We start from the raw sequence: 17,637 nt of genomic DNA, 5'->3' as shown, positions 1-17,637 counted from the left end.
CCCGTTCACGTCCGGCTTTAGATGTGCCGATCGCCTTCGGGTGGTCGTGCGTTTAAGCATTTATGGAGAGTTTGATCCTGGCTCAGGACGAACGCTGGCGGCGTGCTTAACACATGCAAGTCGAACGGTGAAGTCAGAGCTTGCTCTGGCGGATCAGTGGCGAACGGGTGAGTAACACGTGAGTAACCTGCCCCCGACTCTGGGATAACTGCTAGAAATGGTAGCTAATACCGGATATGACGACTGGCCGCATGGTCTGGTCGTGGAAAGAATTTCGGTTGGGGATGGACTCGCGGCCTATCAGGTAGTTGGTGAGGTAATGGCTCACCAAGCCTACGACGGGTAGCCGGCCTGAGAGGGTGACCGGCCACACTGGGACTGAGACACGGCCCAGACTCCTACGGGAGGCAGCAGTGGGGAATATTGCACAATGGGCGAAAGCCTGATGCAGCAACGCCGCGTGAGGGATGACGGCCTTCGGGTTGTAAACCTCTTTTAGTAGGGAAGAAGCGAAAGTGACGGTACCTGCAGAAAAAGCACCGGCTAACTACGTGCCAGCAGCCGCGGTAATACGTAGGGTGCAAGCGTTGTCCGGAATTATTGGGCGTAAAGAGCTCGTAGGCGGTTTGTCGCGTCTGCTGTGAAATCCCGAGGCTCAACCTCGGGTCTGCAGTGGGTACGGGCAGACTAGAGTGCGGTAGGGGAGATTGGAATTCCTGGTGTAGCGGTGGAATGCGCAGATATCAGGAGGAACACCGATGGCGAAGGCAGATCTCTGGGCCGTAACTGACGCTGAGGAGCGAAAGCATGGGGAGCGAACAGGATTAGATACCCTGGTAGTCCATGCCGTAAACGTTGGGAACTAGATGTGGGGACCATTCCACGGTCTCCGTGTCGCAGCTAACGCATTAAGTTCCCCGCCTGGGGAGTACGGCCGCAAGGCTAAAACTCAAAGGAATTGACGGGGGCCCGCACAAGCGGCGGAGCATGCGGATTAATTCGATGCAACGCGAAGAACCTTACCAAGGCTTGACATATACCGGAAACGTGCAGAGATGTGCGCCCCGCAAGGTCGGTATACAGGTGGTGCATGGTTGTCGTCAGCTCGTGTCGTGAGATGTTGGGTTAAGTCCCGCAACGAGCGCAACCCTCGTTCTATGTTGCCAGCACGTAATGGTGGGAACTCATAGGAGACTGCCGGGGTCAACTCGGAGGAAGGTGGGGATGACGTCAAATCATCATGCCCCTTATGTCTTGGGCTTCACGCATGCTACAATGGCCGGTACAAAGGGCTGCGATACCGTAAGGTGGAGCGAATCCCAAAAAGCCGGTCTCAGTTCGGATTGAGGTCTGCAACTCGACCTCATGAAGTCGGAGTCGCTAGTAATCGCAGATCAGCAACGCTGCGGTGAATACGTTCCCGGGCCTTGTACACACCGCCCGTCAAGTCATGAAAGTCGGTAACACCCGAAGCCAGTGGCCTAACCGCAAGGGAGGAGCTGTCGAAGGTGGGATCGGTGATTAGGACTAAGTCGTAACAAGGTAGCCGTACCGGAAGGTGCGGCTGGATCACCTCCTTTCTAAGGAGCATGTGCACCTCTCCTCTGTATACAGGGAGATCAAGGGTGCCAAGTCACGCGTCAGGCGTATGTCCTGGCGGTGGCGCTCATGGGTGGAACATTGACATTGATGCCGGCTGATATGTCGTGCTGCTAGTACGCCTCCTTGTGGGGTGGGAACGTGGTGCGGGGTGTCGAGGGCATGTTGCACGCTGTTGGGTCCTGAGGGACCGGGCCGCACCTTTCGGGTGTGTCTGGTTTCTTGTCGGACCCTTTCCGTCGTCCTTGCATGGATGGTGGTGGGGTACCGCCCGTATATTGAGAACTACACAGTGGACGCGAGCATCTTAGATTCACCGGTTTTCCGGTGGATCACAAAGATCTATTTATAGATCATTGGTCAATTCTGTCTCCTCTAGGGGAGGCGAAACGATTCAATCTCATGTGATTTCAAGATTCTAAGAGCAAACGGTGGATGCCTTGGCATCTGGAGCCGAAGAAGGACGTATAAATCTGCGATAAGCCTCGGGGAGCTGATAATAGAGCTTTGATCCGAGGATCTCCGAATGGGGAAACCCCGCCAGGCCCTTTGGGTGACCTGGTGACTCCCGCCTGAATATATAGGGCGGGTAGAGGGAACGTGGGGAAGTGAAACATCTCAGTACCCACAGGAAGAGAAAGCAAAAGCGATTCCGTTAGTAGTGGCGAGCGAAACCGGAAGAGGCCAAACCGATCATGTGTGATATCCGGTAGGAGTTGCATGGTCGGGGTTGCGGGACTTTCCGTACAGTTCTACCGAGCTGTGAGGGCAATGAGCGCGATATAGACGAATGGTCTTGAAAGGCCAGTCATAGAGGGTGCGAACCCCGTAGTCGAAATGTCGTCGCCTGTCCGGAGAGTATCCCAAGTAGCACGGGGCCCGAGAAATCCCGTGTGAATCTGTCAGGACCACCTGATAAGCCTAAATACTCCCAGATGACCGATAGCGGACAAGTACCGTGAGGGAAAGGTGAAAAGTACCCCGGGAGGGGAGTGAAATAGTACCTGAAACCGTTTGCTTACAAACCGTTGGAGCACCCATGTTGGTGTGACAGCGTGCCTTTTGAAGAATGAGCCTGCGAGTTAGTGATATGTGGCGAGGTTAACCCGTGAGGGGCAGCCGTAGCGAAAGCGAGTCTTAATAGGGCGTATGAGTCGCATGTTCTAGACCCGAAGCGAAGTGATCTATCCATGGCCAGGTTGAAGCGACGGTAAGACGTCGTGGAGGACCGAACCCACTTCAGTTGAAAATGGAGGGGATGAGCTGTGGATAGGGGTGAAAGGCCAATCAAACTTCGTGATAGCTGGTTCTCTCCGAAATGCATTTAGGTGCAGCGTTGCGTGTTTCTTGCCGGAGGTAGAGCTACTGGATGGACGATGGGCCCCAAAAGGTTACTGACTTCAGCCAAACTCCGAATGCCGGTAAGTGAGAGCGCAGCAGTGAGACGGTGGGGGATAAGCTTCATCGTCGAGAGGGAAACAACCCAGACCACCATCTAAGGTCCCTAAGCGCGTGCTAAGTGGGAAAGGATGTGGAGTTGCATAGACAACCAGGAGGTTGGCTTAGAAGCAGCCACCCTTGAAAGAGTGCGTAATAGCTCACTGGTCAAGTGATTCCGCGCCGACAATGTAACGGGGCTCAAGCACGCCACCGAAGTTGTGGCATTTATATTATAGGCAGGCCTTCGTGGTCCAGCCGTATGGATGGGTAGGAGAGCGTCGTGTGGCCAGCGAAGCGGCGGTGTGAACCAGCCGTGGAGGCCACACGAGTGAGAATGCAGGCATGAGTAGCGAAAGACGGGTGAGAAACCCGTCCTCCGAAAGACCAAGGGTTCCAGGGCCAGGCTAATCCGCCCTGGGTAAGTCGGGACCTAAGGCGAGGCCGACAGGCGTAGTCGATGGACAACGGGTTGATATTCCCGTACCGATGAAGAACCGCCCAAGACAATCCAGTAATGCTAAGTGTCTGAATCCTTGATTCGATCCCTTCGGGGTGACGGTCTTGGCCTAGCACACGACCCTACGCTGGGGCGTTTAGCGTATTAACAGGTGTGACGCAGGAAGGTAGCTGAGCCGGGCGATGGTAGTCCCGGTCTAAGGATGTAGGGCAGAAGATAGGCAAATCCGTCTTCTATTAAGCCTGAGACCCGATGGGTAGTCCTCACGGACGAAATCAGTGATCCTATGCTGCCGAGAAAAGCATCGACGCGAGGTTCCAATCGCCCGTACCCCAAACCGACTCAGGTGGTCAGGTAGAGAATACTAAGGAGATCGAGAGAATCGTGGTTAAGGAACTCGGCAAAATGCCCCCGTAACTTCGGGAGAAGGGGGGCCTGAGGCGTGTAGGGATTTACTCCTGAAGCGTTTGAAGGCCGCAGAGACCAGTGGGAAGCGACTGTTTACTAAAAACACAGGTCCGTGCTAAGTCGCAAGACGATGTATACGGACTGACGCCTGCCCGGTGCTGGAAGGTTAAGAGGAACGGTTAGCACGCAAGTGCGAAGCTGAGAATTTAAGCCCCAGTAAACGGCGGTGGTAACTATAACCATCCTAAGGTAGCGAAATTCCTTGTCGGGTAAGTTCCGACCTGCACGAATGGCGTAACGACTTCCCAGCTGTCTCAACCGCGAACTCGGCGAAATTGCACTACGAGTAAAGATGCTCGTTACGCGCAGCAGGACGGAAAGACCCCGTGACCTTTACTACAGCTTGGTATTGGTGTTCGGTGTGGCTTGTGTAGGATAGGTGGGAGACTTTGAAGCTCGGACGCTAGTTCGGGTGGAGTCATTGTTGAAATACCACTCTGGTCACTCTGGATATCTAACTTCGAACCGTAATCCGGTTCAGGGACAGTGCCTGGTGGGTAGTTTAACTGGGGCGGTTGCCTCCTAAAAAGTAACGGAGGCGCCCAAAGGTTCCCTCAACCTGGTTGGTAATCAGGTGTCGAGTGTAAGTGCACAAGGGAGCTTGACTGTGAGACTGACAAGTCGAGCAGGGACGAAAGTCGGGACTAGTGATCCGGCAGTGGCTTGTGGAAGCGCTGTCGCTCAACGGATAAAAGGTACCTCGGGGATAACAGGCTGATCTTGCCCAAGAGTCCATATCGACGGCATGGTTTGGCACCTCGATGTCGGCTCGTCGCATCCTGGGGCTGGAGTAGGTCCCAAGGGTTGGGCTGTTCGCCCATTAAAGCGGTACGCGAGCTGGGTTTAGAACGTCGTGAGACAGTTCGGTCCCTATCCGCTGCGCGCGTAGGAAATTTGAGAAGATCTATCCCTAGTACGAGAGGACCGGGATGGACGAACCTCTGGTGTGTCAGTTGTTCCGCCAGGAGCACCGCTGATTAGCTACGTTCGGAACGGATAACCGCTGAAAGCATCTAAGCGGGAAGCCGGCTTCGAGATGAGATTTCCATCCCTTTCAGGGTGAAGGCTCCCGGCTAGACTACCGGGTTGATAGGCAGGATGTGGAAGCGAGGACTAAAGACTCGTGGAGCTGACCTGTACTAATAAGCCGATATCTTGAAAACACTTTGCTTGCGTCCACTATGTGGTTCCCGATATACGGTCGGGTATCAATTGAACAACCAGCTTGACTGGTCGATTCATCACAGATTTCATGCCCTTTGTGGGGTGTGTATGGGATGTTTCGGCGGCCATAGCGAGAGGGAAACGCCCGGTTACATTCCGAACCCGGAAGCTAAGACTCTCAGCGCCGATGGTACTGCAGGGGGGACCCTGTGGGAGAGTAGGACACCGCCGGACTTAACTTGTTTGATCGGGAGGCCCGTCGCACTTTGTGCGGCGGGCCTTTCTGCGTTAACACGCCCCGCGTAGCCTCGGCCGTGCGCGGTGCACGGGCGACCGAGCAGCACGCGGCGACCGTGCGGGAGCGCAGGTGCTGACCGACTCGGGGCGGGAGCAATTCCTACCGAAACGTCTACGCACGTCCGTCTCGAGGGGACGTCGCACCTACGAGGATGCGGTTCTCGAGCGGACTGTGCAGAGATGGCACCCGTGCGCGCAGCCGGTGCCGCCGCCCCTTGTCAGCGCCCTCACATCGCGTTCATCAGCCCGCCCGTTATGGTCGTGGGTCGTGACCGATCCCCGTGAGAACGACCGCGCATCCGACCAGTCCGACGAGAACGCCGCCGCCGCTTCGCCGGCGAGCCGCCCCTCTGCTCCCTCGACGGCCCCCTCGCGCTCGACGCGCCGCGCGTCCGCGGGTACGCCCCTCGGGCGTGCTCTGTCCGCCGCGCTCGTGGCCGCCGGGATCTCCGCGATCCTCGGGCTCCTCTTCAGCGTCCTGACCCTGTTCAGCGCCAACCAGCCCGGCGCTGCCGTCCTCGTGACGCTGCTCGACTACTGGACCGTCCACACCCTGGTCGCGTTCGTGCTCCTCGCCGCCCTCGCGGGGACGGGCATGTACCGCCGCCTGTGGACGACCATCGTCGGATCGGTCGCGGCGGCGGTCGTCGGCGCCCTCGTGGGGAGTCTCGTCGGAGCGATGGGGCAGGGGGCGACGGTGTCCGGCGACATCCTCGGTCCGCTGCTCGAGACGCTCCTGGGCCTGAACCTCATGTTCGTGCTCGGGGTGTCGCTCGCGTCCGTGCTCCTCGGTCGTCGCATCTGGCTGCGGCTCGTCGGCGGCGTCGACGAGAGCGAGCGGGAGCGCGTCGCCCTGGTGCGCATCCCGTCGTCCCGTCTCGCGGAGGGGGAGCTCACGCACCTCGAGCGTCGTCCGGTCGACGGCGAGCTCGCCGACCAGCAGTGGGAGCGCTACGTCCTCGCCTTCGAGGAGCACGGCTGGTCGACCCGCGAGGTGCCGCCGGCGGACGACCACCCCGACTCCGTCTTCGTCGAGGACGCGGTGCTCGTGCTCGGCGGCACCGCGGTGCTCCTCACCTCCGGCGCCGAGTCCCGCCGGGGCGAGCGCACGGGTGTGGAGCGCGCGCTCGAGGACATGGACCTCACCGTGACGTCCATCGACCTGCCGGCCACCATCGACGGCGGCGACGTGCTCGAGGTCGGGCGCACGATCTACGTCGGTGCGAGCAGCCGCACGAACGCCGCGGGGATCCGTCGCCTGCGCGAGATCGCCCGTCCCCTGGGGTACTCCGTCGTGGGCGTGCCCGTCAGCCGCACGCTGCACCTCAAGTCGCAGGTGACCGCTCTGCCCGACGGCACCGTGATCGGGTACGAGCCGCTCGTCGACGAGCCCCGGCTGTTCCCGTCCTTCCTCGCCGTCCCCGAGGCGGAGGGGACCGCGGTCGTGGCGCTCGATGCGCACACGCTGCTCCTCTCCGCCGCGGCGCCCCGCACCGCTGAGCTCCTCCGTGCGCTCGGCTACGAGGTCGTCACGGTCGACATCAGCGAGTTCGAGAAGCTCGAGGGCTGCGTCACCTGCCTCTCGGTGCGCATCGCCTGACGAGCCTCCACCCACGAAGAGCCCGGCTCGCATCCACGGATGCGGGCCGGGCTCTTGTGCGCGCACTGCTCCGCTCCCTATCCTGAAAGGCTGCTCGGAGCGGCCACCCACGTGGCCATCCCGGTGCGGCCCACACGTGAATCGCATACGCAGCCAGGGAGGATGTCATGACCACGACATCGACGACAGACGCACGCACGGCCTCGAACCGGATCGGCGCCGCCCGTCGGCGCCTCGTCCCCGCGTCCCCCGCCCCGATCCGCTAGCGCGGCGCACCGGTCCGGCGCCTCCGATCGTCGGAGTCGGCTGCACCACCGCCCGAGGGCGGGTGTCCTCGCGGCATCCGCGTGCGCGGGCGGCATCGTGTCGGAGCCGGACGCGAGGCTCGCGCTCCTCCCCGGTGCTCGTCCCAGGTCCTCCGGCCGCCCGTCGGCCTCCGTGCAGGGACTCGACCGTCGCCACCGACGCCCGCCTGCCCGTCGTCTCCGCTCCCACCCACCCCGGTCCTCCGCCGCGCGCGTCACGACGCGCACGGCCGCAGAGCACGTCCGGCCGCGCATCGGCCGGGACTACAGAAGGAATGACACGTGTCCACCTCCCCGCCCGAAACGCCCGAGCAGGCGCCGTCCGACCGGCACGGTCCGCGGCCCGGAACGATCCGTGTGCTGATGCGGCTGCTGCCGTTCGCCCGCCCCGCCATGCCCAGCATCATCGCGGGCATGGTGGTCGCGCTCGTCGGGTCGCTGCTGTCGCTCGTGATCCCGCAGGTCCTCCGCGGGCTCGTGGACGGACCGCTCGGTGACGGCGACTCGGCCGCCGTCGTGCCCGCCGTGCTCCTGATCCTCGGGCTCGGGATCCTCGAGGCCGTGATGATCGCGCTCCGCCGCTGGTTCGTGCTGAAGCCGGGCACGCTCATGGAGGCGGACATGCGGAACTCGTTCTACCGGAAGCTGCAGCGGCTGCCGGTCGCGTTCCACGACCGATGGCAGAGCGGCCAGCTGCTCTCGCGCATGGTCAGCGACCTGAACCTCATCCGGCGCTGGATGGCGTTCGGGCTCGTGCTGTTCATCGTGAACATCCTGACGATCCTCGTGGGGATCGGGTTCCTCGTCGCCATCGACTGGCGCCTGGGCCTCGGGTTCCTCGTCTGCTCCATCCCGCTGTGGGTGTACGGCTACCTGTTCGAGCAGAAGTACTCCTCGGTCGCGCGGCTCAGCCAGGACCAGTCCGGCGACCTCGCCACCAGCGTCGAGCAGTCCGTGCACGGGATCCGCGTGCTCAAGGCGTTCGGCCGCGGCAAGCACATGCACGACGCGTTCGCCGAGCAGGCGGAGGAGCTGCGCGGCACGGAGATCAAGAAGGCGAAGGCGATCGCCGGCATCTGGCTGTGGCTGCTGCTGGTGCCCGACCTCACCTTCGCGCTCGCCCTGCTCGGCGGCGTGCTGCTGGCGTACGGCGGCGAGATCTCCGTGGGCGACCTCGTGGCGTTCTTCGCGACCGCGGCGGTGCTCCGCTGGCCGATCGAGTCGGTGGGCTTCCTGCTCTCCATGACCTTCGACGCGCGCACGGCCATCGACCGCTACTTCGAGGTGATGGACGAGGACGACACGATCACGGACCCGGCGACGCCGACGCGCATCGCCGAGCCCCGCGGCCACCTGGTCTTCCGGGGTGCGCACTTCCGCTACCAGGACGCCGTCGCCGGGCAGCCCGACCTCATCGACGGCGTGGACCTCGACCTGCAGCCGGGGGAGACCATGGCGCTCGTCGGGATCACCGGCTGCGGCAAGTCCACGCTGACGGCACTGACCACGCGGCTGTACGACGTGACGGGCGGCAGCGTCGAGCTCGACGGCGTGGACATCCGGGACCTGCGGCTCGAGGAGCTGCGGAGCCGGATCGCCATGGCCTTCGAGGACGCCACGCTGTTCTCCTCGAGCGTCCGCGACAACGTGCTGCTCGGCCGCCCCGACCTCGCCGACGGCGGGCCCGAGGCCGAGCGCGTGCTGCAGGAGGCGCTCGACATCGCGCAGGCCGGGTTCGTCCGGGACCTGCCCGCCGGCGTCGACACGACCGTCGGCGAGGAGGGGCTCAGCCTCTCCGGCGGCCAGCGCCAGCGGCTCGCCCTCGCGCGCGCTGTCGCCGCAGCGCCGGACGTGCTGGTCCTCGACGACCCGCTCTCCGCGCTCGACGTCGACACGGAGGCGCTCGTCGAGGCGGCGCTGCGGCGCGTGCTCGCCTCCACCACCGCGCTCATCGTGGCGCACCGCCCCTCGACCGTGATGCTCGCGGACCGGGTGGCGCTCATGCAGGACGGCCGCATCACCGCGGTCGGCCGGCACTCCGATCTGCTCGCCACCAGCGAGCACTACCGGTTCGTCATCTCGAGCCTGGACGTGGAAGGGAACACCGTGCGCGAGGAGGCCTCAGCATGAGCGTCACCGGGGTCACCGGCGAGGAGAGGGACGACTTCTCCCGCGCCGAGAGCAAGGCGATCCGCCAGCGGTCGACGCGGCTGCTCGTCAGCACCATCCAGCCCGTCAAGCGGACGCTGATCCTCACGGCCGCGACGATCCTCGTCGCCACCGCGGCGAACGTCGCGGGACCCGCGCTCATCGGCGTCGGCCTCGACCGCGCCCTGCCGGCGCTGCTCGAGACGGACGACCCCACCGGGCTCGCGCTCGTGATCGGGGCGTACGTCCTGGTCGCGGTGACGGGCGCGGTGCTCGTCGCGAAGTACCAGGTGATGTCCGCGCGCATCGCGCAGGAGATCCTCATCGACCTCCGCAAGCGCATGTTCCTGCACACCCAGAAGCTGAGCCTGGAGTTCCACGAGACCTACACGTCCGGCCGGATCATCTCCCGCCAGACGAGCGACCTCGACTCGATCCGGGAGCTCCTCAACGGCGGCATCAACCAGCTCGTGCAGGGCGCGCTCTACATGGCGTTCACCGCCATCGCGCTGTTCTCCTTCGACTGGGTGTCCGGCCTCGTGCTGCTCGCCGCGCTGGTGCCGCTGTTCTTCCTGAGCCTCTGGTTCGCGGTGAAGTCGCAGGCGCTGTTCCGGCAGACGCGCGTGAAGTCGGCGCGGCTGATCGTGCACTTCGTCGAGACGATGACGGGCATCCGCGCGGTGAAGGCGTTCCGCAAGGAGAAGCGCAACGCCGAGGAGTTCGCCGAGCACGTCGAGGGGTACCGCGACACCAACATGCGCGTGATCCAGGTGTTCGGCGTGTTCGACCCGGGTCTCGTCCTCATCGGCAACGTCACGGTCGCCGTGGTGCTGCTCGTCGGCGGCCTCCGCGTCGCCGACGGGCAGCTCGGCATCGGCGCGCTGCTCGCCGTGGTGCTCTACACCCGGCAGTTCTTCGGGCCGGCGCAGGACATGGCGATGTTCTACAACAGCTACCAGTCGGCGTCGGCCGCGCTCGAGAAGATCTCGGGCGTGCTCGAGGAGGAGCCGAGCGTGCCGGATCCGGTCACGCCGGTCGACCTGTGGGAGTCGACGGGGCACGTGTCCTTCGAGGGCGTCGAGTTCGGCTACGGGAAGGGCAAGACGATCCTGCCGCGGTTCGACCTCGACATGCCGGCCGGGCAGACCATCGCGCTCGTCGGGTCGACGGGAGCGGGCAAGACGACGCTCGCGAAGCTCATCTCCCGGTTCTACGACCCGTCGGACGGCCGCGTCGCGCTCGACGGGATCGACCTCCGCGACCTGCACCCGAAGGACCTCCGCCGCGCCATCGTGATGGTCACGCAGGAGGCGTACCTCTTCTCCGGCTCCGTCGCCGACAACATCGCGATCGGCAAGCCCGACGCGACGCGGCGCGAGATCCAGGAGGCGGCCGAGGCGGTGGGGGCGCACACCTTCATCGAGTCCCTGCCGGACGGGTACGACACTGACGTGAACAAGCGCGGCGGGCGGGTGTCGGCGGGTCAGCGCCAGCTGATCTCCTTCGCGCGCGCGTTCCTCGCGGACCCGGCCGTGCTGATCCTCGACGAGGCCACGAGCTCGCTCGACATCCCGAGCGAGCGGCTCGTGCAGCAGGGGCTCACCACGCTGCTCGCGGACCGGACGGCGATCATCATCGCCCACCGGCTCTCGACGGTCGCGATCGCCGACCGCGTGCTCGTGATGGAGCAGGGCCGCATCGTCGAGGACGGCACGCCGGCGGCGCTCATCGAGGGCACCGGCCGGTTCTCCCAGCTGCACGCCGCCTGGCGGGAGTCGCTGGTCTAGGACCGATCGCGTCGGACGGCCCGGACCCCCGTGATCGCGGAGCCCGGGCCGTCGGCGTCAGAGGTCGAGCGCGGGGGCGCCCGCCGGCAGCCACGCGCGCACGGCGTCGCCGTCCGCGGCGGCCAGCCAGCCGTCGCCGCACGTCATGGTCGCGGCGGGGGAGGGATCGGGCCACCACGTGTCCTGCACGCCGGGCGGCGCGGGATCGGCGGGCGCGGCGTCGCAGCCCAGCTGGTCGGCCGGCGTCGCCGAGCGGAACGCGAGGATCGCGCCCTCGCCGCGCAGGGACGTCTTGATGCGGACGTCGGTCGCGTCCGCGGGGATCCACGACGGGATCCGGCCCTCGGCGTCCGCCGCCGTCGCGTAGACGCGCGCGTCGGCCGGGGTGGTCATGCCGCCGACGGTGCTCGCGGCGCCGCAGCCGCCGAGCGCCAGCACGAGGAGCACGGCCAGGGGGACGGCCGTGAGGCGCGCCGTCGGCCGGTGCCCCGTCCGACGAGCGGGCGCTGGGCCGGCGACGCCCGGCTCGGAGGATGACGCGACGAGGGGGAGGGCGGACGGGCTGCGGGGCATGATCCCAGTCCAGCGGAGCGGCGGATCCGGCGCATCGGCCGCGAGGCCTCGCCCGTGGTCCCGCAGCATGACCCGCGTTCGGCCGGAAGGCGGACGGCTCGCCCCGGGTGGTCAGGGGATCAGGGGAACCAGCGTGCCGCCTCGAGGTCGACACGGTATCCCGCATCGGTGGGGGCGGGGATGAGCGGCGTCCCCTCGGCCTCGTAGCGGGGCCGCGCCTCGTCGGCCAGCCCCGTCGGCGGGTGCCCGCCCGCGCGGAGGACGCGCCACCAGGGGAGCCCGGAGCCGTGGTAGCGCAGCACCATGCCGACCGCACGCGCGCCGCGTCGGCCGAAGACCGCGGCGACGTCGCCGTACGTCATGACCCGGCCGGACGGGATCTCGGCCACGACCTCGAGCACGCGGTCGGTGAACTCGCCGGGCGTCGCGAAGACGGCCACGCGCTAGAGCGCCAGCGCGCCGATGGCCTCGCCGTACTGCGTCTCGCCGATGACCGCGAAGCCGACGCGCGTGAAGAAGTCCTCCGGGCCGTCCTCGCCCGGCTCCCACACGACGGTGAGGCGGTCGAAGCCGCGCGAGCGCGCCTCGTCGGCGAGGGCGAGCACCGCGAACCGGCCCACGCCGTGGCCCTGCGCGTCGGCATCGACGTTGATGCGCCAGATGCAGCTGCGGAAGATCTCCTCGTGGGCCTCGGGGTCGAAGTTGCCCATGATGAAGCCGACGACCTCGTCGTCCTCGATGACGACGCGCGGCCAGGCGGTGGTGGGGTTGACGTACGCCTCGGCGATGGAGTGCGACACGGGGGCGACGTAGTTCTCCTGCCCCGGCTTGAGCGTCAGCGTGTTGGCCGCCACGATCGTGCGGGCGCTCAGCTCTTCGAGTCTCATGTCGCTCATGGGCACAGGGTATCGGGCGGATCCCGCTCGGGCCAGGAGCGCGCGGGCGCCCGGGAGCGGGGCGCGACCCGGCGGAGCGGCCCGACGCACCGGTCTCTCGATGTCGAGAGACCGGGGTCGGCGGGTAGGCTGGCCGACGGATCCACCGGCGACGAGCCGGACCCGCCGCGCGCCGACGGAGACGCGCGGACGGAGGGCACCGACGAGCATGAGGAGGACTTCGTGGAGAAGATCAAGGTAGAGGGGACCGTCGTCGAGCTCGACGGCGACGAGATGACGCGCATCATCTGGCAGTCCATCAAGGACACGCTCATCCACCCGTACCTCGACATCGACCTCGAGTACTACGACCTGGGCATCGAGAAGCGCGACGAGACCGACGACCAGATCACGATCGACGCGGCCGAGGCCATCAAGCGCCACGGCGTCGGCGTCAAGTGCGCCACGATCACGCCCGACGAGGCGCGCGTCGAGGAGTTCGGCCTGAAGAAGATGTGGCGCTCGCCGAACGGCACCATCCGCAACATCCTGGGCGGCACGATCTTCCGCGAGCCCATCATCATCAGCAACATCCCGCGCCTCGTGCCCGGCTGGAACAAGCCGATCATCGTCGGCCGCCACGCGTTCGGCGACCAGTACCGCGCCACCGACTTCCGCTTCGAGGGCGAGGGCACGCTCACGATGACCTTCACCCCGAAGGACGGCTCCGAGCCGCAGCAGTTCGAGGTGTTCCAGAGCCCCGGATCCGGCGTCGCGATGGGCATGTACAACCTCGACGACTCGATCCGCGACTTCGCGCGCGCCTCGCTGTCCTACGGCCTCGCCCGCAACTACCCCGTGTACCTCTCCACCAAGAACACGATCCTCAAGGCCTACGACGGCCGCTTCAAGGACCTGTTCGAGGAGGTCTTCCAGGCGGAGTACGCCGACCAGTTCGCCGCCGCGGGCCTCACCTACGAGCACCGCCTCATCGACGACATGGTCGCCGCGTCGCTCAAGTGGGAGGGCGGCTACGTCTGGGCCTGCAAGAACTACGACGGCGACGTCCAGTCCGACACCGTCGCGCAGGGCTTCGGCTCGCTCGGCCTCATGACCAGCGTGCTCACCACGCCCGACGGCAAGGTCGTCGAGGCGGAGGCCGCGCACGGCACGGTCACGCGCCACTACCGCCAGCACCAGCAGGGCAAGCCCACGTCGACGAACCCCATCGCGTCGATCTACGCCTGGACCCGGGGCCTCGCACACCGCGCCAAGCTCGACGGCAACGACGCCCTGAAGGAGTTCGCGGACACCCTCGAGGACGTCGTCATCACGACGGTCGAGTCCGGCAAGATGACGAAGGACCTCGCGCTCCTCGTCGGTCCCGACCAGCCGTACCAGACGACCGAGGAGTTCCTCGCGTCGCTCGCGGACAACCTGCAGGCGCGCCTGGCCTGATCCGTCGGCGTCGCCCGCGACGCCGCACCGCACGAGAGGCCCCCGACCGCGCCGGTCGGGGGCCTCTCGTGCGTCCGGGCCCGCCCTCGGGTGTGCAGAGGGCGGGTGCGGTGCGCCGCGTCCTCCCTACGGTTCTCCCCATCGCGTCGTCGACGCGACTCCGCGACGGCGATCCCGCCGTCCCGCGCACGTGGTGCGTCGCGGATCCGCACGCCGGCGGCCGCCGGTGACAGGAGGGAACAGCCATGCCCATCCATCGAGACCCGATCCCGCCCGGCCGGAGGCGCGCGCGGCACGCGGCCCGGCCCCTCACCGCCTGCGCCCTCGCGTTCGCGCTCGTCGCCGCCGGGGGATCCGCGGCCGGCGCCGCGGTCCTCCCGCGGGCCGCCGTGCCGCTCCACGCCGGCGACGGCCACTACCTCGTCACGCTCAAGGACCAGCCGGCCGCCACCTACGACGGGACCGTCGACGGGCTCCCGCGCACGGAGGTCGACGCCGGCGCGCGCCTGGACGCGCAGTCCGACGCCGTCCAGCGCTACACCGACCACCTCGCCGAGGCCCATCGCTCGGTCGCGGACTCGATCGGCGTGACGCCCACGCACGAGTACTCCCTCACGACGAACGGCTTCTCCGCGGACCTCACCGCGGCGCAGGTCCGGGCGCTCGGCCGCTCCGCCGACGTCCTGAGCGTCGAGCCCGACCAGACGATGCACACGCAGTCGACGCCCGCGACGCGCGCGCTCGGCCTCGAGGGCGAGCACGGGCTCTGGGCGGCCGCGGGAGGTGCGGACCAGGCGGGCGCCGGCACGGTGATCGCCGACATCGACTCCGGCATCGCCCCCGACAACCCGTCGTTCGCGGGGAAGCCCCTGGGCTCGACGCCGGGCGACGAGCCCTACCGCGATGGGACCGGCATCGCGTTCCGGAAGGCCGACGGCGGCGTCTTCCACGGCGCCTGCCAGACCGGGGACGGCTTCACGGCGGCCGACTGCTCGACGAAGCTCGTCGGCGCCCGCTACTTCGTCGCCGGACGGGACGCGGCGAAGGACCCGCTCGGCCCGCAGGAGACGCGCTCGCCGCGCGACGCGGGCGGGCACGGCACCCACACCGCGAGCACGGCTGCGGGCGTCGTGGGCGTCCCCGCCGTGATCCAGGGACGCGTGCTCGACACGATCTCGGGGGTCGCGCCGGCGGCGAGGATCGCCGCGTACAAGGTCTGCTGGCAGGGCCCCGACCCGGACGCCGAGACGGACGACGGGTGCCAGGCCTCCGACATCATCGCGGCGATCGACCAGGCCACGGCCGACGGCGCGGATGTCATCAACATGTCGCTCGGCGGCAGCGGGAAGTCGCCGGACGCGTGGCAGCGGGCCCTCCTCGGCGCCGCGAGCGCCGGCGTCTTCGTCGCCGCGTCCGCGGGCAACAGCGGCCCCGACGCCGGCACCGTGACGAACCTCGATCCCTGGATCACCACGGTCGCGGCCAGCAGCGTGCCGGAGAACTACTCGGGGACCGTGGAGCTCGGCGACGGCGAGCGGTTCTCCGGAGCCTCCATCACGGTGCCGTCCGCGGTCACGGGCCCGCTCGTGCGCGCCGCCGTCTCGGGCGTCGCCGGCGCGAGGTCGCCGGAGCTGTGCGGCGCGGGCACGCTGGATCCGGCGAAGGTGACGGGCCGGATCGTCCAGTGCGACCGCGGCGGGTCCGCGCGTGCGGACAAGAGCGCCGAGGTCCGCCGCGCGGGCGGGATCGGCCTGGTCCTCACCAACGTGCAGGCGGACTCCGAGGAGCTCGACACCCACGCCGTGCCCACCGTGCACCTCGACGTCGACGCCCGGCCCGCGGTCGTGGCGTACGCCGCGAAGCCCGGCGCGACCGCGACGCTCGTGCCCGGCAACACCTCGGGCGTGCAGCGACCGGCCCCGCAGGTCACCGGGTTCAGCTCGCGCGGCCCCGACCCCACGGACGGCGGCGACATCATCAAGCCCGACATCACCGCTCCGGGGTCCGGCATCCCCGCGGCGTACGCCGACATCGACGGCAAGCCGGGCTTCGCGGTGCTGTCCGGCACGTCGATGTCCTCGCCGCACATCGCCGGGTTCGCGCTCGACTACCTCGGCATCCACCCGACGGCGTCGCCGTCGGAGATCAAGTCGGCGATGATGACCACCGCGACGGACACGGTCGACGCGCAGGGCGGGCCCGTCACGGATCCCTTCGCGCAGGGCGCCGGCGAGATCGCGCCGGGCAGGTACCTGCACCCGGGCCTCGTGTACGCGAGCGGGCCGCGCGACTGGGCGGGCTACGCCGCCCAGACGGGGCTCGCGCTGCCGCACCCCGCGGCGGCCGTGCCGGTGTCGCAGCTCAACCTGCCGAGCATCGCGGTCGGCTCGCTGGTCGGCAGCACGACCGTCACCCGGACGGTGACGTCGCAGGCCGCTGGGACGTGGGCCGCCTCCGTGCAGGGGGTGGCCGGTGCCGATGTGTCGGTCAGCCCGGCGAAGCTGACCTTCACGGCCCCGGGCCAGACCCGCTCCTTCCGCGTCCGCATCACGGCGAAGGCCGGGGCGTCCACGGGAGCCTGGACGACCGGGTCGCTCACCTGGACGGGCCCCGGCGGCACCGTCCGCAGCCCCGTCGCGGTGCGGCCCGTGGAGGTCGCTGCCCCGACGGGCGTCGCGGGCAGCGGCACCACCGGGAAGGCCGCCGTGACGGTGACCTCCGGCGTCACGGGGCGGATCGGGCTGACCGCGTCCGGCCTCGCCAAGGGGCAGGTGCTCCGCGATCCGTCCGGGTCGCCGACGGGGCCGACCGGGTCCCTCGCGAAGGGCCAGGACCTCGAGGTGCCGTTCACCGTGGCCGCGGGCGAGAGGACGCTGGTGCTCGACGCGACCCCGCGGGACGGCGCGTCGGACCTCGCCCTGCAGCTGGAGGAGGTGGCCGCCGACGGCACGCGCACCGTGGTGGACGTGCAGGTGACGTCGTCGCCGTCGGAGCGGATCGTCGTGCCGGCGCCCCGGGCCGGGTCGTACGTCGCGACGGTGGAGGCCGGGTCGGTCACGGGGTCGGCGACGGCGGCCGACGTCGACCTCACCCGCTACGACGTCCCCGCCTCGGGCGGGGAGGGGGCCTTCGCGGTCGCGCCCGCGCAGCTGCACGTCGCGAAGGGGCGGAAGGCGACGTACGTCGCGTCGTGGTCCGGCCTCGCGTCGGGCTCCCGGTACGTCGGGGTCGTGTCGTACGCGGGATCCGACGCCACCACCTTGGTCGACGTCACGACGCCCGGGCAGGCGGAGCACCCGGTGGGCTGACGCGCGCGGGACGCGGAGGGGCGGGTGCCGACGGCACCCGCCCCTCCGTCGTCCCCGGCGTGCGGCCTCGCGCATCCCACCGGACGGGGTGCTGGACGCCTGCTGTGCGCGAGGCATCCGCACCCGGTCCGAGACGGGATCGGGCGGGGATCGGACGG

At 67.4% G+C, this 17,637-nt stretch carries 8 protein-coding genes and 3 rRNA genes; 8 read left to right on the top strand and 3 right to left on the bottom strand.

Annotated elements, in window-relative coordinates; genetic code table 11:
* Positions 1–59: 59 nt before the first annotated feature.
* The 6 genes from ACT7CP_RS13130 (at position 60) to ACT7CP_RS13105 (ending at position 11,265) form a co-directional block, all read left to right on the top strand.
* A 16S ribosomal RNA gene (locus ACT7CP_RS13130) occupies positions 60–1,580 on the top strand.
* A gap of 427 nt (positions 1,581–2,007) precedes the next feature.
* Positions 2,008–5,127, top strand: a 23S ribosomal RNA gene (locus tag ACT7CP_RS13125).
* A 118-nt stretch (positions 5,128–5,245) separates the two neighbouring features.
* Positions 5,246–5,362 (top strand): 5S ribosomal RNA (gene rrf, locus ACT7CP_RS13120).
* The 16S, 23S and 5S rRNA genes sit together here, the layout of an rRNA operon.
* A 331-nt stretch (positions 5,363–5,693) precedes the next feature.
* The gene (gene ddaH / locus ACT7CP_RS13115) at positions 5,694–7,025 is read left to right on the top strand and encodes a dimethylargininase (protein WP_445442562.1); all 1,332 of its coding nucleotides are present in this window, start codon (positions 5,694–5,696) and stop codon (positions 7,023–7,025) included.
* A gap of 668 nt (positions 7,026–7,693) precedes the next feature.
* Positions 7,694–9,460: an ABC transporter ATP-binding protein gene (locus ACT7CP_RS13110; protein ID WP_445442561.1), complete on the top strand. Its 1,767-nt coding sequence runs from the start codon at positions 7,694–7,696 to the stop codon at positions 9,458–9,460.
* Entirely contained in the window at positions 9,457–11,265 is a 1,809-nt protein-coding gene (locus ACT7CP_RS13105) for an ABC transporter ATP-binding protein (protein WP_445442560.1), read from the top strand. Before ACT7CP_RS13110 ends, ACT7CP_RS13105 begins: the two co-directional genes overlap by 4 nt.
* Positions 11,266–11,322: 57 nt before the next feature.
* On the opposite strand, the gene ACT7CP_RS13100 is transcribed toward ACT7CP_RS13105, so the two are convergent.
* The 3 genes from ACT7CP_RS13100 to ACT7CP_RS13090 form a co-directional block, all read right to left on the bottom strand.
* Positions 11,323–11,838 (bottom strand): hypothetical protein, encoded by a 516-nt coding sequence (locus ACT7CP_RS13100; protein ID WP_445442559.1) that lies wholly within the window; start codon positions 11,836–11,838, stop codon positions 11,323–11,325.
* 119 nt (positions 11,839–11,957) lie between these two features.
* Positions 11,958–12,278 carry an MGMT family protein gene (locus ACT7CP_RS13095; RefSeq protein ID WP_445442558.1) on the bottom strand — a complete coding sequence of 107 codons (321 nt, stop codon included), beginning with the start codon at positions 12,276–12,278 and terminating at the stop codon, positions 11,958–11,960.
* 3 nt (positions 12,279–12,281) lie between these two features.
* On the bottom strand, positions 12,282–12,734 hold the full coding sequence (locus ACT7CP_RS13090) for a GNAT family N-acetyltransferase (protein ID WP_413964118.1): 453 nt from the start codon (positions 12,732–12,734) through the stop codon (positions 12,282–12,284).
* 222 nt (positions 12,735–12,956) lie between these two features.
* Here ACT7CP_RS13090 and ACT7CP_RS13085 point away from each other — a divergent pair, with 222 nt between their 5' ends.
* Positions 12,957–14,171, top strand: coding sequence for an NADP-dependent isocitrate dehydrogenase (locus ACT7CP_RS13085; protein ID WP_307506365.1), 1,215 nt, complete (start codon positions 12,957–12,959; stop codon positions 14,169–14,171).
* 245 nt (positions 14,172–14,416) lie between these two features.
* Entirely contained in the window at positions 14,417–17,479 is a 3,063-nt protein-coding gene (locus ACT7CP_RS13080) for a S8 family serine peptidase (RefSeq protein WP_445442557.1), read from the top strand.
* Positions 17,480–17,637 lie beyond the last annotated feature (158 nt).

It is taken from the genome of Clavibacter rahimiani, from assembly GCF_052654495.1.
The sequence above is the reverse complement of the archived record's forward strand: the minus strand, read 5'-3'. Positions and strand labels throughout refer to the sequence as shown.